The organism is Enterobacter sp. JH25, from assembly GCF_021725435.1.
Taxonomy (GTDB): domain Bacteria; phylum Pseudomonadota; class Gammaproteobacteria; order Enterobacterales; family Enterobacteriaceae; genus Enterobacter; species Enterobacter intestinihominis.
In genome coordinates, this window is the sequence record NZ_CP091319.1 from 3,572,113 (window position 1) to 3,591,133 (window position 19,021).

At 59.2% G+C, this 19,021-nt stretch carries 19 protein-coding genes; 9 read left to right on the forward strand and 10 right to left on the reverse strand.

Annotated elements, in window-relative coordinates; all coding sequences use genetic code 11:
- Positions 1-7: 7 nt before the first annotated feature.
- The 5 genes from hycE to hycA form a co-directional block, all read right to left on the reverse strand.
- Positions 8-1,717 carry a formate hydrogenlyase subunit HycE gene (gene hycE / locus L2Y28_RS17090; protein ID WP_022649163.1) on the reverse strand — a complete coding sequence of 570 codons (1,710 nt, stop codon included), beginning with the start codon at positions 1,715-1,717 and terminating at the stop codon, positions 8-10.
- A gap of 15 nt (positions 1,718-1,732) precedes the next feature.
- Complete coding sequence (locus tag L2Y28_RS17095; RefSeq protein WP_022649164.1) at positions 1,733-2,656, reverse strand: respiratory chain complex I subunit 1 family protein; 924 nt, start codon at positions 2,654-2,656, stop codon at positions 1,733-1,735.
- 1 nt (position 2,657) lies between these two features.
- Entirely contained in the window at positions 2,658-4,472 is a 1,815-nt protein-coding gene (gene hycC, locus L2Y28_RS17100; RefSeq protein ID WP_022649165.1) for a formate hydrogenlyase subunit 3, read from the reverse strand.
- On the reverse strand, positions 4,469-5,077 hold the full coding sequence (locus tag L2Y28_RS17105; protein WP_022649166.1) for a 4Fe-4S dicluster domain-containing protein: 609 nt from the start codon (positions 5,075-5,077) through the stop codon (positions 4,469-4,471). Before L2Y28_RS17105 ends, hycC begins: the two co-directional genes overlap by 4 nt.
- Before the next feature lie 73 nt (positions 5,078-5,150).
- Positions 5,151-5,615 (reverse strand): formate hydrogenlyase regulator HycA, encoded by a 465-nt coding sequence (gene hycA / locus L2Y28_RS17110; RefSeq protein ID WP_022649167.1) that lies wholly within the window; start codon positions 5,613-5,615, stop codon positions 5,151-5,153.
- A gap of 210 nt (positions 5,616-5,825) precedes the next feature.
- Between hycA and hypA the strand changes: the two genes are divergently transcribed.
- The 6 genes from hypA to flhA all read left to right on the forward strand — a co-directional run bounded on the left by hypA (position 5,826) and on the right by flhA (position 11,574).
- Positions 5,826-6,176, forward strand: coding sequence for a hydrogenase maturation nickel metallochaperone HypA (gene hypA / locus L2Y28_RS17115; protein WP_022649168.1), 351 nt, complete (start codon positions 5,826-5,828; stop codon positions 6,174-6,176).
- A 3-nt stretch (positions 6,177-6,179) separates the two neighbouring features.
- Positions 6,180-7,043 carry a hydrogenase nickel incorporation protein HypB gene (gene hypB, locus L2Y28_RS17120; RefSeq protein ID WP_022649169.1) on the forward strand — a complete coding sequence of 288 codons (864 nt, stop codon included), beginning with the start codon at positions 6,180-6,182 and terminating at the stop codon, positions 7,041-7,043.
- Positions 7,034-7,306 (forward strand): HypC/HybG/HupF family hydrogenase formation chaperone, encoded by a 273-nt coding sequence (locus L2Y28_RS17125; protein ID WP_022649170.1) that lies wholly within the window; start codon positions 7,034-7,036, stop codon positions 7,304-7,306. Before hypB ends, L2Y28_RS17125 begins: the two co-directional genes overlap by 10 nt.
- Before the next feature lie 3 nt (positions 7,307-7,309).
- Positions 7,310-8,431: a hydrogenase formation protein HypD gene (gene hypD / locus L2Y28_RS17130; protein WP_022649171.1), complete on the forward strand. Its 1,122-nt coding sequence runs from the start codon at positions 7,310-7,312 to the stop codon at positions 8,429-8,431.
- Positions 8,428-9,438, forward strand: coding sequence for a hydrogenase expression/formation protein HypE (gene hypE / locus L2Y28_RS17135; RefSeq protein WP_022649172.1), 1,011 nt, complete (start codon positions 8,428-8,430; stop codon positions 9,436-9,438). The genes hypD and hypE overlap by 4 nt, the downstream gene beginning before the upstream one ends.
- A 63-nt stretch (positions 9,439-9,501) precedes the next feature.
- Positions 9,502-11,574 (forward strand): formate hydrogenlyase transcriptional activator FlhA, encoded by a 2,073-nt coding sequence (gene flhA / locus L2Y28_RS17140; protein ID WP_023330179.1) that lies wholly within the window; start codon positions 9,502-9,504, stop codon positions 11,572-11,574.
- A gap of 130 nt (positions 11,575-11,704) precedes the next feature.
- Here the strand turns inward: flhA and L2Y28_RS17145 are convergent, their stop codons facing one another.
- A complete protein-coding gene (locus L2Y28_RS17145) occupies positions 11,705-12,049 on the reverse strand; it encodes a nitrous oxide-stimulated promoter family protein (protein WP_022649174.1) in 345 nt (114 codons plus the stop codon).
- A gap of 165 nt (positions 12,050-12,214) precedes the next feature.
- On the opposite strand from L2Y28_RS17145, the gene L2Y28_RS17150 reads away from it, so the two are divergent.
- Complete coding sequence (locus L2Y28_RS17150; protein WP_022649175.1) at positions 12,215-12,445, forward strand: SymE family type I addiction module toxin; 231 nt, start codon at positions 12,215-12,217, stop codon at positions 12,443-12,445.
- Positions 12,446-12,558: 113 nt separating this feature from the next.
- Positions 12,559-15,120 (forward strand): DNA mismatch repair protein MutS, encoded by a 2,562-nt coding sequence (gene mutS / locus L2Y28_RS17155; RefSeq protein ID WP_236919561.1) that lies wholly within the window; start codon positions 12,559-12,561, stop codon positions 15,118-15,120.
- Between the two features lie 141 nt (positions 15,121-15,261).
- On the opposite strand, the gene L2Y28_RS17160 is transcribed toward mutS, so the two are convergent.
- From L2Y28_RS17160 to L2Y28_RS17170, 3 genes are read right to left on the reverse strand one after another with little or no spacing between them, the layout of a single operon-like run.
- Positions 15,262-15,483, reverse strand: coding sequence for a non-oxidative hydroxyarylic acid decarboxylases subunit D (locus L2Y28_RS17160; protein WP_022649177.1), 222 nt, complete (start codon positions 15,481-15,483; stop codon positions 15,262-15,264).
- Positions 15,484-15,493: 10 nt separating this feature from the next.
- Positions 15,494-16,921, reverse strand: coding sequence for a non-oxidative hydroxyarylic acid decarboxylases subunit C (locus L2Y28_RS17165; RefSeq protein ID WP_022649178.1), 1,428 nt, complete (start codon positions 16,919-16,921; stop codon positions 15,494-15,496).
- The gene (locus tag L2Y28_RS17170; RefSeq protein WP_003862111.1) at positions 16,911-17,513 is read right to left on the reverse strand and encodes a non-oxidative hydroxyarylic acid decarboxylases subunit B; all 603 of its coding nucleotides are present in this window, start codon (positions 17,511-17,513) and stop codon (positions 16,911-16,913) included. Before L2Y28_RS17170 ends, L2Y28_RS17165 begins: the two co-directional genes overlap by 11 nt.
- 172 nt (positions 17,514-17,685) lie before the next feature.
- Between L2Y28_RS17170 and L2Y28_RS17175 the strand changes: the two genes are divergently transcribed.
- Complete coding sequence (locus tag L2Y28_RS17175; protein WP_015571704.1) at positions 17,686-18,093, forward strand: MarR family winged helix-turn-helix transcriptional regulator; 408 nt, start codon at positions 17,686-17,688, stop codon at positions 18,091-18,093.
- On the opposite strand, the gene L2Y28_RS17180 is transcribed toward L2Y28_RS17175, so the two are convergent.
- A complete protein-coding gene (locus tag L2Y28_RS17180) occupies positions 18,090-18,977 on the reverse strand; it encodes a LysR family transcriptional regulator (protein WP_022649179.1) in 888 nt (295 codons plus the stop codon). The two genes, L2Y28_RS17175 and L2Y28_RS17180, sit on opposite strands and share 4 nt — an antisense overlap.
- Positions 18,978-19,021 lie beyond the last annotated feature (44 nt).

Genomic DNA, 19,021 nt, shown 5'->3' on the forward strand with positions numbered 1-19,021 from the left:
CGAGTCCTTATTTCAGCGGCGAGTTCTTACGCTCGATGCTGTAGCGCTCAAGCTCTTTGTAGGGCACCACCTGGCTTTTCTTCTTGCGCACGTCCACGACGGTCATGCGGTCGGTGCAGGAGTAGCACGGGTCGAGGCTGCCGATGATCAGCGGCGCGTCAGAGACGGTGTTACCGCGCAGCATGTAGCGCAGGGTTGGCCAGTTGGCGTAGGTCGCCGCACGGCAGCGCCAGCGGTAGAGCTTCTGGTTGTCGCCGGTCATGCTCCAGTGAATGTCATCCCCGCGCGGCGCTTCGGCGAATCCGAGGGCAAAGCGGTTTGGAATGTAGGTGAAGCCTTCAACCATCAGCGGGCCGCCCGGCAGGTTATCGAGGCCGTAGTCGATCATGTTCAGCGCAGTAAACACCTCGTTGATGCGCACCTTCAGGCGGGAGATGACGTCGCAGCCCTGCTCGCTGTGCACGGTCATCGGCAGCAGGCCGTAGCCGACGAACGGGTGATCGGCGCGGGTGTCGCGGGCGTGGCCGCTGGCGCGCACCATTGGACCGACGTTGCTGAAGTCGCGGGCGATTTCCGGGTCAAGACGACCAATCCCGACGGTGCGCTGCTCGATGTTTGGCGTGCTGAGCAGCATGTCCACCAGCTCCTGCACGTCGCGGCGCATCTGCTGCGCCAGCTGGCGGGTCTGGATCATGTCGTCTTTCAGCAGGTCGCGGCGGATCCCGCCGATCAGGTTCAGGCCGTAGGTTTTACGCGCCCCGGTGAGGATCTCCGCCATCTTCATTGATGCCTCACGCACGCGGAAGAACTGCATAAACCCGGAGTCAAAGCCGACGAAGTGGCAGGCCAGGCCGAGGTTCAGCAGGTGTGAGTGCAGGCGTTCCACCTCCAGCAGAATGGCGCGGATCATCTGCGCGCGTTCCGGCACCACGATCCCCATGCCGTTCTCCACCGAGGTGGTGTAGGCGGTGCTGTGGGCAAAGCCGCAGATGCCGCACACGCGGTCAGAAAGAAACGTGACTTCGTTGTAGCCCATGCGGGTCTCCGCCAGCTTCTCCATGCCGCGGTGGACGTAGAACAGGCGGTAGTCGGCGTCGATAATGTTTTCGCCGTCGACGAACAGGCGGAAGTGGCCCGGTTCGTCAGAGGTGACGTGCAGCGGGCCGATCGGCACCACATTATTCTTCTTGCTGCCCAGCTCGTTGATGAACTCGTAGGTTTCGCTGTCGGTTGTCGGGGCCGGACGCTGGCGGTAGTCCATGCTGTCCTTGCGCAGTGGATAGAGTTCATCCGGCCAGTCGTCCGGCAGCACCAGACGACGCTCGTCAGGCAGACCAACCGGCACCAGGCCGTACATGTCGCGCACTTCGCGCTCGCCCCAGACGGCGGCGGGTACGCGCGGCGTGACGGACGGGTACTCCGGCTTGTTCGGGTCAACTTCGACGCGCACGGTGAGCCAGCACTTCTCGCCCTGCTCCATCGACATCACGTAGTACACCGCATAGTTGCCGCACAGCTGACGCTCGTCGTTGCCGAACAGCACCGACAGCCAGCCGCCCTGCTGGTAGTAGAGAAACTCCACCACTTCCGGCAGATAGTTCACCTTAATGGTGACGGTTACCTGGTCTTTGGTTTGCCAGGACTCCTCCAGCACCACGCCCGGGAAAGCCTGATGCAACGCGGCGAGATACTGCTGACCTTTCTTTTCTTCAGACATAAACACTCTCTTTAATCACGCCACCAGCAAGGAGACGAACGCTAAAAATGCAAAACCAAAACCAGCCCAGGTAATGCGTGACGTTTCGACAAAACGCAGGCGCGCCATGCTGTTTTCAAACAGGGCAATCACCAGCACGCCGATAAGCAGCTTGAGCGCAGCCACCACAACGGCCAGCAGCAGGCCGCCCGCAGAGAAGTGCGTCATCTGCCCCCACGGGAAGAAAACGCCGACGAACATCTGCAACACCACCAGCTGCTTGAGGCTGATGCCCCACTTCAGCACCGCAAAGCCGTAGCCGCTGTACTCGGTGAGTGGCCCCTCCTGCAATTCCTGCTCCGCTTCCGCGAGATCGAACGGCAGCTTGCCCATCTCGATAAAGGTGGCGAACGCGCAGGCGCAGAGCGCCAGCACCAGCGGGAGCGAACGTGAAACCGGCCAGTGGTAAACGGTGTCGGTGATGAAACTGATGTGGGTCGAGCCAGCAACCTGCGCGGCGACCCACAGACCCAGCAGCAGAATTGGCTCAACCAGCACGCCGAGCATCGCCTCGCGACTGGCGCCGATACCCGTAAACGGGCTGCCGGTGTCCAGGCCCGCAATCGCAAAGAAGAAACGCGCGATGGCGAAGAGGTAGATCAGCGTAATCAGATCGCCAAGCACGGGCAGCGGCGAGCCCACCGTCACTACCGGCAGCGCGGTGGCGATGGTCAGCATCACGCCGACCATCACGAACGGCGTCAGGCGGAACACCCAACCTGAGGCATCCGGCGCGACGCTCTGACGGGAGAGCAGCTTGAAGAGATCGCGGTACTCCTGGAGCACGCCAGGCCCGCGACGGTTGTGTAGCCGGGCGCGCGCCACGCGCGTGATGCCCGACAGCAGCGGCGCGGCGGCGAACAGCACCAGCGCCTGAAGTATTGCCAGTAACAAACTCATGTCAGGCTCCTCGTGAAATGACAATCACCACCAGCACCGCCAGCTCGATCAGCGCCAGGCGGCGGAACAGCACGGGCACGGCGGCGCTCTGCCAGCCCGGCACCCAGCCCACCGGGTTCAGCCAGTGGCGCAGCTTCAGCACGGCGGCGAAGTTCTCCTTCACCGGCATGGCGAAACCGTGGGCGGTGATGACCATCGACTGCTCGTGTTCGTAGCCGCAGGCCCACGCCGCGCCGCGCGAGCGGGAGGCGAGACGGTCGCGTCTGAAGAACAGCATCAGCACGAACGGCAGGAGCGGCGCGGCAATCAGCAGCATCGCCATCATCGGCTGGGACACGACGGTATGCGCCGTAGCCAGCGGCAGCGGAATGGCGTGGCCCAGAAGCGGCAGCAGCCACGGCGCGGCAACCCCACCTGCGATACAGCACAGCGCCAGCGCGACCACGCTGGTGGCCATCAGCACCGGGGCGCAACAGGCGTTTTCCGCTTCGCGGGTGCGCGGCGCGCCCAGGAAGGTGACGCCGTAAACCTTCGCCATACACATCACCGCCAGTGCCCCGGTAATCGCCAGCCCAACCGCCAGCAGCGGGCCGAGCAGCCGCGCGATAAACGCGTCGCTCTGGCCGAGCGCGAAGAAGGATTGATAGATCACCCACTCCCCGGCAAAGCCGTTCAGCGGCGGCAGCGCGGCCATCGCCATCAGCCCGACCAGCATCGCCAGCGAAATGACGGGCATTTTTTTGCCAATCCCGCCGAGCTTTTCAATATCGCGGTGCCCGGTGCGAAACCAGACGCTGCCCGCGCCGAGGAACAGGGTGCTTTTAAACAGGCTGTGGTTGATAAGGTGATACAGACCGCCAATAAACCCGGCGGCAATCAGCGCCGGCTGGTTGAGCGCCAGCCCGCTGACACCCGCGCCCATGCCGAGCAGGATGATGCCGATATTCTCCAGGGTGTGGTACGCCAGCAGGCGCTGGATGTTATGCTCCATCAGGGCGTACAGCCCGCCGACAAATGCGGTGATCATCCCCGCAATCAGCAGCGCCACGCCCCACCACAGCGGCGGCTGGCCGCCCGTCAGGGTTATCGTCAGGATGCCGAACAGACCGACCTTCATCACCACGGTGGAGAACAGCGCGGCAGCCGGGGCCGAGGCATTAGCATGCGCCTGCGGCACCCAGCCGTGCAGCGGGATAATCCCGGCCAGCAGGCCAAAACCGACTACGCCCAACAGCCAGACGTCATTCCCCAGCGGCTGGCCGTTAAGCACGGCAAAGTCCAGCGTGCCGAAACGCTGCCACACCAGCCAGCAGGCCAGCGCCAGCAGCAGCGTGCCGAGTCGTCCGAGCGCAAACCACAGCTTGCCGGAGGCGCTGCATCCGGTCAGGAACACGCCGCACAGGGCCATGATTTCAGCCATCACCACCAGCGCGCCGAGGTTGCTGGCGACAACAGTGCAGACCGCGGCGGCCATCAACAGGTTGACCAGCAGGCCGTTGGCGTTGGTGTGCTGATGGCGGTGCCAGTCGATATTAAACAGGCTGATAAACAGCCCACACAGACCAAAGGTGACCAGCCAGATGGCATTTAGCGGCGTAAGCTCAACGGCGTGGTGGATCAGCGGGATGAGGGTGTCGACGGATTGGCCGTCGATCAGGACAACGCCGCCCGCCGCCAGCGTCATCAGGCTGCCGACCGCTCCGCCGATACCGGCGATCCAGCCGCTCAGCGTTTTATGGAAGGAGAGGAGCAGCGCCAGGACAGCGGCGGTGGCAAACCAGGCCACGCCGCTGGTCATCATAACTATCGCGTTCATTTCGCCCCCTCGTTAAGCGCCCGCAGCAGCGAAAGATCGCCGACGTCAGTATTGATGGTCAGCTCGCGCTTGCGTTTGCTGGTGCGGGCGATGTCGCGAATATTAACCAGAATTAACGCTTTGGTCGGACAGGTGCGCACGCAGGCCGGACCTTGTTCATCGAAGCTGCACAGGTCGCACTTCACCGCGACGGCGCGAATGCCCGGCACCCAGTCCAGCAGCGTGCTCACGCGTGCCGGTGCCGGCGGCGCAGGCGGCGCTTTCGGGGTGTTGGCATTCGCCGGAATATGCAGCGGACGGCTGCCGGAAAACTCAATGGCGCCAAACGGACAGGCGATGCCGCACAGCTTGCAGCTCACGCACAGGCTTTCGTTCAGCTGTACCGCGCCGTCAACGCGGGTGATGGCATTGACGGGACAGACGCCCGCGCATGGCGCGTCTTCACAGTGGTGACAGAGCTGCGGGGCAGACTCTTTCTCATTACGCATGACGCGCAGGCGCGGCATGGACTGTAGCCCGTGCAGGCGGTGTGTTTCCGAGCACGCCGCCTCACAGGTTCGACAGCCAATACAGACCGTCGAGTCAGCAATTACAAAACGGTTCACCGGGTCATCCTCTGGTGATGGTCATTTTTGACGAAAAAAAACTGTCTTATCGACACTTCTCGACACTCGCTTTTCAGGCCACGTTCGCGGAGGATTTTCCGTCGATCAGCTGTTTCAGGTTGATCGGCTGATCGTGCTCAACGGCAGCGTAGAGGCCGTTATAAACCGGCGCGATTTTCTCCAGATAGTGCTCCAGCACCTGCTGGCGATCGCGGGTGCTGACGTGACCGTCCACCATGCCGTCGGCCATCAGTTGGGCTTTCGCAATACACTGTTTTTCACCCTCTTTTGTCTCAACGTAATACTCAATGGTGTGGCTGTTGAAGCTCTCCGCCAGGGTGACAAAAATCGTGAAGTGTCCAAACAACACAAAGCGCATATCCCCCTGCGCCGCGCAGCTCATGGCATGGTGCAGACGGGCTTTTGAGAGGGTGATCCCCTGAATCAGAGAGTTGCAGTAGAGGTGCCACTGATCCTGAAGCTGCTGATGACGTTGCGCGATGTAATCCGCTTTTTCGCTAATTTCCCAAATAGTCATAAAAGGTATCCGGTTAATGGAGTTAGCGGCTGTTAAGCAGATTTCGTGCCAGTTTTTAATTTATTGATTTAAATGGATTTTAAAGAGATGCGCACTGTCACCGCTGCGGTGTCGACGTGTCATTTCGACAGCGTTGACATCGTCACGCCGTAACGCAAATCAAGCTGGCACTGTTATTGCATTAAAGGGGCAATTCATTAAGGAGGCGTCATGCACGAAATCACCCTCTGCCAGCGGGCACTGGAACTTATCGAACAGCAGGCTGTGCAGAACCATGCGAAGCGCGTGACCGGCGTCTGGCTGAAGGTCGGGGCGTTTTCCTGCGTCGAGACCAGCGCCCTCACCTTCTGTTTTGAGCTGGTGTGCCGCGGCACGCTGGCGGAGGGTTGCGCACTGCATATCGAGGAGCAGCAGGCGGAGTGCTGGTGCGAGCAGTGTCAGCAGTACGTCACGCTGCTGTCATCGAAGGTACAGCGCTGTCCGCAGTGCCAGAGCAGCGGGCTGCGCATCGTGGCGGATGACGGTATGCAGATCCAACGCCTCGAAATCGAGAAGGAGTAATGTATGTGTAGTACCTGCGGTTGCGCTGAAGGCAACCTGTATATAGAAGGGGATGAACACCGTCCCCACTCCGCGTTTCGCTCCGCACCCTTTTCTCCTGCCCCGCGTCCCGCGGCGGCACTGACCGGCATCACCTTTGCGCCGCAGCGTTCAGACGCGGGCGACCTGCATTACGGCCACGGCGAAGCAGGCACCCACGCGCCGGGCATCAGCCAGCGCGAGATGCTGGAGGTGGAGATCAATGTGCTGGACAAAAATAACCAGCTCGCCGCCCGCAATCGTGCCCGCTTTGCCGCCCGTCAACAGCTGGTACTGAACCTGGTCTCCAGCCCCGGCTCCGGTAAAACCACCCTGCTGACCGAAACCCTCAAACGACTGAATAAACGTGTCTCCTGCGCCGTTATCGAAGGCGATCAGCAAACGGTAAACGACGCGGCGCGCATCCGCGAAACCGGTACGCCCGCGATTCAGGTCAACACCGGCAAGGGCTGCCACCTGGACGCGCAGATGATTGCCGACGCCGCCCCGCGCCTGCCGCTGGCGAACAACGGCATCCTGTTTATTGAAAACGTCGGCAACCTGGTCTGCCCGGCAAGCTTCGACCTTGGCGAGCGGCATAAAGTGGCGGTGCTCTCCGTGACCGAAGGGGAAGACAAGCCGCTGAAGTATCCACATATGTTTGCCGCCGCCTCCCTCATGCTGCTGAACAAAGTCGACCTGCTGCCGTACCTGAATTTCGACGTGGATAAGTGCCTGGCTTACGCCCGGGAAGTGAACCCGGACATTGAGATCCTGCTGGTTTCCGCCACGCACGGCGACGGGATGGATGCCTGGCTGAACTGGCTGGAGAGCGAACGATGTGCATAGGCGTCCCCGGAAAAATTCATTCGATCGACGGCAATCAGGCCAAAGTGGAGGTCTGCGGCATCCTGCGCGATGTCGATCTGACGCTGGTGGGCAGCCACGATGAGACCGGCGCATCGCGTCTCGGCCAGTGGGTGCTGGTCCACGTGGGGTTTGCCATGAGCGTGATTAATGAGGAAGAAGCCCGCGATACGCTGGACGCGCTACAGAATATGTTTGACGTCGAGCCGGACGTAGGCGCCCTGCTGTATGGCGAGGAGCGATAACACATGCGTTACGTTGATGAATATCGCGCGCCTGAGCAGGTGTTGCAGCTTATCGATCGCCTGAAAACCCGCGCGTCCCTGCTGGACTACACGAAAGAAAAACCGCTGCGGATCATGGAGGTGTGCGGCGGACACACCCACACCATCTTTAAATTTGGCCTCGACCAGCTGCTGCCGGAGAACATCGAGTTTATCCACGGCCCCGGCTGCCCGGTGTGCGTGCTGCCGATGGGGCGCATCGACAGCTGTCTCGACATCGCCAGCCGTCCCGGTGTGATTTTTTGCACCTTTGGCGACGCCATGCGCGTACCGGGAAAAAATGGCTCGCTGCTCCAGGCGAAGGCGCGCGGCGCGGACGTGCGGATCGTCTACTCACCGATGGATGCCCTGACGCTGGCGATGGCTAATCCTGAGCGTAAGGTCGTCTTTTTCGGGCTGGGTTTTGAAACCACCATGCCCGCCACCGCCATTACCCTCCAGCAGGCGAAAGCCCGCAACGTCACTAACTTTTACTTTTTCTGCCAGCACATCACGCTTATTCCCACGCTGCGCAGCCTGCTTGAAGCGCCGGATAACGGTATCGACGCGTTTCTGGCGCCAGGCCACGTCAGCATGGTGATCGGCACAGAAGCCTACAGTTTTATCGCTGAACAGTACAATCGTCCGTTAGTGGTGGCTGGTTTCGAGCCACTTGATCTACTGCAAGGCGTGACCATGCTGGTTGAGCAGAAAATAGCGGCCCTGAGTGTGGTGGAAAATCAGTATCGCCGCGTGGTGCCCGATGCAGGTAACAGACGGGCACAGCAGGCGATAGCCGACGTGTTTAGCGTCGAAGGCGACAGCGAGTGGCGCGGACTGGGGCTGATTGCCGAATCCGGCGTACACCTGACGCCCGCGTATCGCGCCTTCGACGCCGAAGCGCATTTCCGCCCGCAGCCGCAGAAGGTGTGCGACGATCCCCGCGCCCGCTGTGGCGACGTACTCACCGGCAAATGCAAACCTCATCACTGCCCGTTATTTGGCAACGCCTGTAACCCGCAAACCGCGTTTGGCGCGCTGATGGTCTCTTCCGAAGGGGCATGCGCCGCGTGGTATCACTATCGCAACCAGGAGTGTGAAGCATGAACACGGTGGAAATGGCGCACGGAAGCGGTGGACAGGCGATGCAGCAGTTGATTAACAGGCTGTTCATGGAAGCCTTTAACAACCCCTGGCTCGCCGAGCAGGAAGATCAGGCGCGTATTGACCTCGCGGCCCTGACCGCCCACGGCGACAGGCTGGCGTTCTCTACCGACAGCTACGTGATTGACCCGCTGTTCTTCCCGGGCGGCGATATCGGCAAGCTCGCCGTCTGCGGCACGGCAAACGACGTGGCCGTCAGCGGCGCGATCCCCCGCTACCTCTCCTGCGGGTTTATCCTCGAAGAAGGGTTACCCATGGAGACGCTCACGGCGGTGGTCAACAGCATGGCGCACACCGCCCGCGAGGCGGGGATCGCCATCGTGACCGGGGATACCAAGGTGGTGCAGCGCGGCGCGGCGGATAAGCTCTTCATTAACACCGCCGGAATGGGGGCGATCCCCGCCGACATTCACTGGGGCGCGCAGCAGCTTTGTGCAGGCGACGTGCTGATTGTCAGCGGCACGCTGGGCTGCCACGGGGCAACCATCCTGAACCTGCGTGAAGGCTTAGGGCTGGATGGCGAGCTGCGCAGTGACTGCGCGGTACTCACGCCGCTGATCCAGACGCTGCGCGACATGCCGGGCGTAAAAGCCCTGCGCGACGCCACGCGAGGCGGCGTGAATGCCGTCGTACACGAATTTGCCGCAAGCAGCGGCTGCGGAATTGAACTAACCGAGCGCGGCCTGCCCGTTAAGCCTGCTGTACGCGGGCTGTGCGAGCTATTAGGGCTAGACCCGCTTAACTTTGCCAACGAAGGTAAGCTGGTGATCGGCGTGGAACGCACGGCGGCGGAAGCCGTACTTGAACAACTGCGCGCACATCCCTTAGGGAAAGACGCGGCCATCATCGGCGACGTGGTTGAGCGCAAAGGGGTGCGCCTGACCGGGCTTTACGGCGTGAAGCGCACGCTGGATCTGCCGCACGCTGAACCGTTACCCCGAATTTGCTAGACCGCGCCAAAAGCGGTCAGCGCTGAATGTCTCTTTTTTGCCAGTTTCTATTGGAAAGCAATAATGCCGTATACACCGATGAGCGATCTTGGACAGCAGGGCCTGTTTGACATCACGCGCACACTTTTACAACAGCCCGACCTCGGCGCGCTGAGCGATGCCCTGACGCGGCTGGTCAGGCAATCAGCGCTGGCGGACAGCGCCGCCATTGTGCTCTGGCATAGCGCAACCCACCGCGCGAGCTATTTCTCAACGCGTGATAACGGCAAAATCTTCGAATATGAAGATGAAACGTTTCTGGCCCACGGTCCGGTGCGACGTATTCTCTCCCGCCCGGAAGCGCTGCACTGCAATTTTGACCAGTTTCGCCAGGCTTGGCCGAAGCTGGCAGAGAGCAACCTTTACCACCCGTTCGGCCACTACAGCATGCTGCCGCTGGCGGTGGAAGGGCAAATTTTTGGCGGCTGCGAGTTTATCCGTAATAACGACCAGCCCTGGACCGAGGCGGAGTACGAGCGGTTGCATACCTTCACGCAGATTGTGGCCGTCGTGGCAGAGCAGATCCAAAGCCGCGTCACCAATAACGTGGATTACGACCTGTTGAGCCGCGAGCGCGATAATTTCCGCATTCTGGTCGCCATCACCAATGCCGTGCTGTCGCGTCTCGATATGGACGAACTGGTGAGCGAAGTCGCCAAAGAGATCCATCACTATTTCAGGATCGATGCCATCAGCATTGCGCTGCGCGGCAACCGTAAGGGCAAGCTGAACATCTACTCCACCCACTACCTCGACGAAGCTAACCCGGCGCACGAGCAAAGCGAAGTGGACGAAGCGGGAACCCTGTCTGAACGGGTATTTAAAAGCAAAGAGATCCTGCTGTTAAACCTCAGCGAGCAGGATCCGGTAGCGCCCTACGAGCGGATGCTGTTTAACACCTGGGGCAACAAGATCCAGACCCTGTGCCTGCTGCCGCTGATGTCCGGCAACACCATGCTCGGCGTGCTTAAACTGGCGCAGTGCGATGAAGCCGTATTTACCACCGCCAACCTGAAGCTGCTGCGCCAGATCGCCGAACGTATCTCCATTGCGCTGGATAACGCCCTCGCCTATCAGGAGATCCACCGTCTGAAAGAACGGCTGGTGGACGAAAACCTGGCGCTGACCGAGCAGCTCAACAATGTGGACAGCGAGTTTGGCGAAATCATTGGACGCAGCGATGCCATGTACAACATCCTCAAGCAGGTGGAGATGGTGGCGCAGAGCGACAGCACGGTGCTGATCCTCGGTGAAACCGGCACAGGGAAAGAGCTGATTGCCCGGGCGATCCACAACCTGAGCAACCGCAACAGCCGCCGGATGGTGAAGATGAACTGCGCGGCGATGCCTGCGGGCTTACTGGAAAGCGACCTGTTCGGCCACGAGCGCGGCGCGTTTACCGGCGCCAGCAGCCAGCGGCTGGGCCGTTTTGAACTGGCGGATAAAAGCTCATTGTTCCTCGACGAAGTGGGCGATATGCCGCTGGAGCTTCAGCCTAAGCTGCTGCGCGTTTTGCAGGAGCAGGAGTTCGAGCGTCTCGGCAGCAACAAGCTGATCCAGACCGACGTGCGTCTGATTGCCGCCACCAACCGCGATCTGAAAAAAATGGTCGCCGACCGCGAGTTTCGCAGCGATCTTTACTATCGTCTGAACGTCTTCCCGATCTGCCTGCCGCCGCTGCGCGAACGCCCGGAAGATATTCCGCTGCTGGTGAAAGCCTTTACCGCGAAGATTGCCCGCCGGATGGGGCGAAATATCGACAGTATTCCTGCCGAAACGCTACGCACCCTTTCGGCGATGGAGTGGCCGGGGAACGTGCGCGAGCTGGAAAACGTCATTGAGCGCGCGGTCCTGCTGACGCGCGGGAACGTGCTCCAGCTCTCCCTGCCAGAGGTTACTCTCTCTGAAACGACCGTGGCCGCAAGCGAGCTTGCGAAAGAGGGAGAAGATGAATATCAGCTCATTATGCGAGTGCTGAAGGAGACCAACGGCGTGGTAGCCGGACCGAAAGGTGCGGCGCAACGGCTGGGGCTGAAGCGTACCACCCTGCTCTCGCGTATGAAGCGTCTGGGAATCGATAAAGAGAGCCTGAAATAACCCGTCATTCCGTCAGCGGGTACATATCGCTCCCGCGCTGGCGCAGGGATATTTGGTGCTCTTTTTCTGTCTGCCTGCGCCACGCCGTCGCCCTGAGCGTGATTTGTCGTCCACTGCGGCGCTGAGCCGGTTATTTTTTGGGCCGATACTTTTCCGGTAATTCAGGAACCGGACGACGATCGTCGATCAGATGTCGGATGGTCAGAATCGGATGACGCCATAACATACGTGGCCCTGCCCAGCGCATCACCTGCTTCATCTCTTCCCGTCGGGCGGGCTGATAACAGTGCACCGGGCACTGTTTGCAGGCAGGTTTTTCCTCACCAAACACGCATTTATCCAGCCGCTTATCGGCATAAGCCTTAAGCGCCGAATAGTGCCCCTCTTCTTTTATGGCGTGCGGACACCTGTTTTCGTACAGGGCGATCATTCTGGCGATCGTCTTTTTTTCTCGTGAAATACGTTTACCGGACATAACGTCGTCCTCAACAATAAAGTGCATTTATAATACCTTTTTATCCGCACATTTTCAGTTATTGCATTCCGTTTTCTGAAGCGTCCTTCCAGAATTACCCCTCCCCTCGCTGCGTTTTACTGGTATTTTATACAGGTGTAAATAACCGCATTCACCGGAGAGCCTATGCAACAGATCGCGATCGCCAAACCCTATCGGCACTTAAAAGTGGGTTACTTCAGAAAACGTCATGAAGACCGTAAAACGAAAATTCCAAAACGCTACAGCGTACACGCAGCGCTAAGCCTGAAAGGCGACTGGCTTGAACAAGCGGGATTTACCACCAACTCGCAGGTTCGGGTGGGCGTCGAGCACGGAAAAATCATCATTGAATTAATAGCGGAAGATGCCTCGTAAAGTCGTGACTTTTTTCTGCGCCGCACCTTTTTTTCATGCGACAATAGAAGGAACAATCGGCCATTGAGCCGCTCAAAGCGTAATATTTTCAAAGAAATGGATATCATAACTCCATGAGCACAATCGACAATTTCGACGCGCATACGCCGATGATGCAGCAGTACCTGAAGCTGAAGGCACAGCATCCGGAAATTCTGCTGTTTTACCGTATGGGCGATTTTTACGAGCTTTTTTATGACGATGCGAAACGTGCGTCTCAGCTGCTCGACATTTCTCTGACGAAACGTGGCGCGTCGGCAGGCGAGCCCATCCCGATGGCGGGTATCCCGCATCACGCGGTTGAAAACTATCTGGCGAAGCTGGTGAACCAGGGCGAGTCTGTCGCTATCTGCGAACAAATTGGCGACCCGGCCACGTCGAAAGGCCCCGTTGAGCGCAAGGTCGTACGCATCGTGACGCCGGGAACCATCAGCGATGAAGCCCTGCTTCAGGAGCGCCAGGATAACCTGCTGGCGGCGATCTGGCAGGACGGTAAAGGGTTTGGCTACGCCACGCTGGATATCAGCTCCGGTCGTTTTCGCCTGAGTGAACCGGCTGACCGTGAAACCATGGCGGCTGAACTACAGCGCACCAATCCGGCAGAACTGCTTTATGCAGAGGATTTCGCCGAGATGGCGCTGATTGAAGGTCGCCGCGGCCTGCGTCGTCGTCCACTGTGGGAGTTCGAAATTGATACCGCGCGCCAGCAGTTGAACCTGCAATTTGGCACGCGCGATTTGATTGGCTTTGGTGTGGAAAATGCCCCGCGCGGGCTATGTGCCGCAGGCTGCCTGTTGCAGTACGTGAAGGATACGCAGCGTACCGCCCTGCCCCATATCCGTTCAATTACCATGGAGCGTCAGCAGGACAGCATCATCATGGATGCCGCCACGCGCCGCAACCTGGAGATCACGCAGAACCTCGCGGGCGGCATGGAAAATACGCTGGAGTCGGTTCTTGACAGCACGGTTACCCCCATGGGCAGCCGTATGCTCAAACGCTGGCTGCATATGCCGATCCGCAACACCGAAACGCTGATTGGCCGTCAGCAAACCATTGCCGCATTGCAGGATCGTTACACCGAATTGCAGCCGGTGCTGCGTCAGGTGGGTGACCTTGAGCGTATCCTGGCGCGCCTGGCATTGCGTACCGCGCGTCCACGCGATCTCGCCCGTATGCGTCACGCTTTCCAGCAGTTGCCGGAACTGCGCGCTCAGCTGGGAGAGATCGACAGCGCGCCAGTGCAAAAGCTGCGCGAAACCATGGGCGAATTTACCGAGCTTCGCGAACTGCTGGAACGCGCCATCATTGATGCGCCGCCTGTTCTGGTGCGGGATGGCGGGGTTATTACTCCGGGTTATAACGAAGAGCTGGACGAATGGCGTGCGCTGGCCGATGGCGCGACGGATTATCTGGATAAACTGGAAATCCGCGAGCGTGAACGTCTGGGGCTCGACACCCTGAAAGTCGGCTACAACGCCGTACACGGTTACTATATCCAGATCAGTCGTGGGCAGAGCCACCTGGCACCGATTCACTACGTTCGCCGCCAGACGCTGAAAAATGCCGAGCGCTACATTATTCCCGAGCTGAAAGAGTACGAAGACAAAGTGCTCACGTCGAAAGGTAAAGCGCTGGCGCTGGAGAAACAGCTGTATGACGAGCTGTTCGACATCCTGATGCCGCATCTGGCTGACCTTCAAATGAGCGCCGCTGCGCTGGCCGAGCTGGATGTGCTGGTAAACCTGGCCGAGCGCGCCGAAACGCTGAACTACACCTGTCCTACCTTTACTGACAAACCCGGTATTCGCATTACCGAAGGTCGCCATCCGGTGGTTGAGCAGGTGCTGAACGAGCCGTTTATTGCCAACCCGTTGAACCTGTCACCGCAGCGAAGGATGCTGATCATTACCGGCCCCAATATGGGCGGTAAAAGTACCTATATGCGCCAGACAGCCCTTATCGCGCTGCTCGCCTACATCGGCAGCTACGTTCCGGCGCAGAAGGTTGAGATTGGCCCTGTCGACCGTATCTTCACCCGTGTGGGTGCGGCGGACGATCTGGCGAGCGGTCGCTCTACCTTTATGGTCGAGATGACCGAAACCGCCAACATTCTGCATAACGCGACAGAGAACAGTCTGGTGTTGATGGACGAAGTAGGACGCGGTACCTCCACCTATGACGGCCTGTCCCTGGCCTGGGCGTGCGCGGAAAGTCTGGCGAATAAAATCAAGGCGCTGACGCTGTTCGCGACGCACTATTTCGAACTGACACAGCTGCCAGAGAAAATGGAAGGCGTGGCTAACGTCCACCTTGATGCGCTTGAGCACGGCGACACCATCGCCTTTATGCACACGGTGCAGGACGGCGCGGCAAGCAAGAGCTATGGCCTGGCCGTCGCCGCGCTGGCGGGTGTGCCGAAAGAGGTGATTAAGCGCGCGCGTCAGAAATTGCGTGAGCTGGAAAGTTTGTCACCGAATGCGGCAGCTACGCAGATAGATGGTACGCAGATGTCACTGCTGGCGGTGCCGGAAGAGACCTCTCCGGCTGTAGAAGCGCTGGAAAATCTCGATCCGGACTCGCTGACGCCGCGTCAGGCGCTGGAGTGGATTTATCGGTTGAAGAGTCTGGTTTAGTTCTCTGCGGTCTTTTTTGCCGGGTGACGGCTTCGCCTTACCCGGCCTACAAAACCCGTAGGCCCGGTAAGCGTAGCGCCACCGGGCAAAAGACCGCACAATATTATCGCCCGGTAAGCGCAGCCGCCTCCGGGCTTTTTATTACAGCATCGGCGGGATCGTCGGCACCTGCGGTGCCTCATCAATATCCTTCTGCGTCATGCGGAACGCTTCCGGGTAATGCTCGCGGCTGGTACGGCGCAGCGGTTCGGTATCGCGCCAGGTATACAGACAGTGCTGACACTGGTATACCGTCCAGACACCTTTCACCGGTGATGTTGCCATCACTTCAATATGTTCATCGGCACAACGTGGACAAATCATTTTTTCCTCCTTATTGACGTGCCGCCAGCATCGCGGTCAGTTTTTCGGCCCAGGCTTTGGTTTCAGGGAGATCCTGTACCGGCTGGCTGTAGTGACCACGGTTGTCCGGAGCGACAGGGGTGGTGGCATCAATGATCAGCTTGTCAGTGATCCCCGCCGGGCTGGAGCCGGGGTCAAGCTCCAGCACAGACATATTCGGTAGCTGCACCAGATCGCCTGCCGGATTGACCTTCGATGACAGCGCCCACATCACCTGCGGCAGGTTAAACGGATCGACGTCCTCATCCACCATAATCACCATTTTCACGTAACCCAGACCGTGTGGCGTGGTCATGGCGCGGAGCCCGACCGCACGGGCAAAACCGCCGTATCGTTTTTTGGTGGAGATAATCGCCAGCAGGCCGTGGGTGTACATGGCGTTTACCGCCTGCACTTCCGGGAATTCCGCCTTCAGCTGCTGATAGAGCGGCACGCAGGTAGCGGGCCCCATCAGATAATCAATCTCGGTCCACGGCATCCCCAGGTAGAGAGATTCGAAAATGGGTTTTGTGCGGTAAGAGACTTTATCAATGCGCACGACCGTCATGTTGCGCCCGCCGGAGTAGTGTCCGGTAAACTCACCGAATGGCCCTTCAATTTCACGTTTTCGGCCTTCAATCACCCCTTCGAGGATCACTTCCGACCCCCACGGCACATCGAAACCGGTCAGCGGAGCCGTCGCAATCGGATACGGGCTTTCGCGTAGCGCACCGGCCATCTCATACTCGGATTGATCGTATTTCAGCGGCGTGGCGCCCATCAGGGTGATGATCGGATCGTTACCCAGCGTAATGGCAATAGGCAGGTCTTCGCCGCGCTCTTCTGCCTTATGCAGATGCAGCGCGATATCATGCATCGGCACCGGTTGCAGGCCGAGCTTACGCTTGCCCTTCACTTCCATACGGTAAATCCCGACGTTCTGCTTGCCGAAGTGTTCGGGGTCGAGCGGATCGCGGGAGACAACGCACGCTTTATCGAGATAAAAGCCCCCGTCACCGTCGTTCAGGCGGAACAGCGGCAGAATGTCGAACAGGTTGATGTCTTCCCCGTCCACCGTGTTCTGCGCCCAGGCCGGATTTGCACGACGCTCTGGCGAGACGGGGAATTTGTCCCAGCGACGAATAAACTCGTCGATCTGTTTTTTCACCGGGGTATTTGCTGGCAGCCCCATCGAAATAGCGTGGTTTTGCCACGAGCCGATAGTGTTCATCACCACACGGGCATCGGTGAAGCCGCGAATATTATCGAACCACAGCGCAGGCGCACCATCGCCAATGCGTCCGGTAGCGTTGGCGGCGGCGGCTAAATCCGGCTCAGCGTTTACCTCTTCCTCAATTTTCAGCAGCTGCCCTTGCTCATCGAGCGCCTGCAAGAAGCTTCTCAAATCATCAAATGCCATCTTTATTCTCCTGTGAAAAATGTTTCGCTGCCTGCAAACCTTCCCAGCGTCGGGCTTTTTTATGCTCCAGACCAAACTGGTCGAGAACGCGGGTCACGATATGCTGGGTTATGTCATCGGCGGTTTGCGGGTGATTGTAGTACGCAGGCATAGGCGGCACCATCGCCACGCCCATGCGGGAAAGGGCAAGCATGTTCTCAAGATGGATGGTGCTGAGCGGCGTCTCACGCGGAACCAGCACCAGCTTGCGTCCCTCTTTCAGCACCACGTCTGCCGCACGCCCTACCAGCCCTTCGGCGTAGCCCGCGCGGATACCCGCCAGCGTTTTCATGCTGCACGGAATGACGATCATGCCGTCGGTGCGAAACGAGCCGGAGGAGATGGTGGCAGCCTGATCGGCCGGGCTATGGACGACATCCGCCAGTGCAGCAACGTCATGCGCAGTGAAGGGCGTTTCCAGCTCAATCGTGGTTTTTGCCCACTTCGACATCACCAGATGCGTTTCCACCTCCGGCATTTCCCGCAGCGCCTGCAACAACGCCACGCCTAATGGCGCACCCGTCGCGCCCGTCATTCCCACAATCAATCTCATTCAGCACCTCAATTAGTTTGTTCGTATACGAACATATTAACTAAACTACGCCTCGATCCTGCTGCTGACAAGATCGTTCGCATACGATCACACTATTCGCTAAAAACTCTCGCGTTAAAATTCAGCCCGAGAGCGGCTATCATAGAGGGAGTATTTTTCCGTCGGAGTGTCCATGGAGTTAAGACAAGAAGCGTTTCACCTGCTACGTCAGCTTTTTCAACAGCATACCGCCCAGTGGCAACACGCATTGCCCGAACTGACCAAACCACAATATGCGGTGATGCGGTCAATTGCTGAAAATCCTGGCATTGAGCAGGTTGCCCTGACTGAAGTCGCGGTGAGCACCAAAGCGACGCTGGCAGAAATGCTGAGCCGCATGGAAGCACGCGGCCTGGTCAGGCGCGAGCACGATCCGGCGGACAAGCGCCGTCGGTTTGTCTTTCTGACGGCCGAAGGTGAGGCCCTGCTTGAGAGCAGTAAACCGATTGGAAATGAGGTGGATGAGGCGTTTTTAGGGCGCCTTAATGGCGCGGAACGAGAGCAATTTTCAGCGCTCATTAAAAAGATGATGCAGGATTAAGTAACCCTGACGCGCATAAAATCAATAAATGTTCGCACTTTCGCGGGCACATGCCGGGCATCAGGATAAACGGCATAGATGCCCTGCTGAGCGAACGTGTACGCCGGTAACAGCGAGACCAGTTCCCCTGCATCCAGTGCGTTTCGCACCAGCCACTCCGGCAGCAGCGCCACTCCACATCCCGCGAGGGCAAAAGCCATCAGCGCCTGGGCGCTGTCTGCATACAGGCGCGGCGCTCTCTTGATCTCAAAGGAAACCGGCTGCTCATCAACACCTCTCACCTGCCAGCGCAGCGGCGAGGTTAAACGCTCATGAATGATCCAGTCCGCTTCCGCCAGCTGCTCCAGCGAGTTAACCGGATGGTTTGCCAGCCAGCCTGGCGTTGCCACGGGCAGGATGGTGAAGGAGGTCATCAACGCGGCGTGGTAGCGCGAATCTGCAAGCGTGCCGAGCCGGATAGCGACATCGAAGCGCTCGGCGATAAGATCGGCATGCAAAGAGGACGAGACATGCCGCACGCGGAGATCAGGGTGCAGCTGGCTAAACTCAGCCAGCAAAGGCACCACCACCTGCGAGCCATACTCGGGCGTGGTGGTGATCCGCAGTTCTCCCGTCAGCCCGGCGTGGTTGGCGCGAACATCATCCTGCAATCGCTCTGCATCCCGTAACAGCATCACGCTTCGTTGATGAAAGAGCTTCCCCGCTTCGGTCAGCGTCAGGCGTCGGGTGGTTCGCAGCAACAGGGTGACGCCCAGCTCCTCTTCAAGCTGACGAATATGAAAGCTGACCACCGCTTTTGTCAGCCCCATCGCCTCCGCCGCGGCGGTGAAACTGCCGGTGTCCGCTACGGCGATAAACATCGCCGTACGCTGTAAATTAAGCATCGCTTGCCTGGTTAACTGTCAAAATAATATTGACAGTATATCGT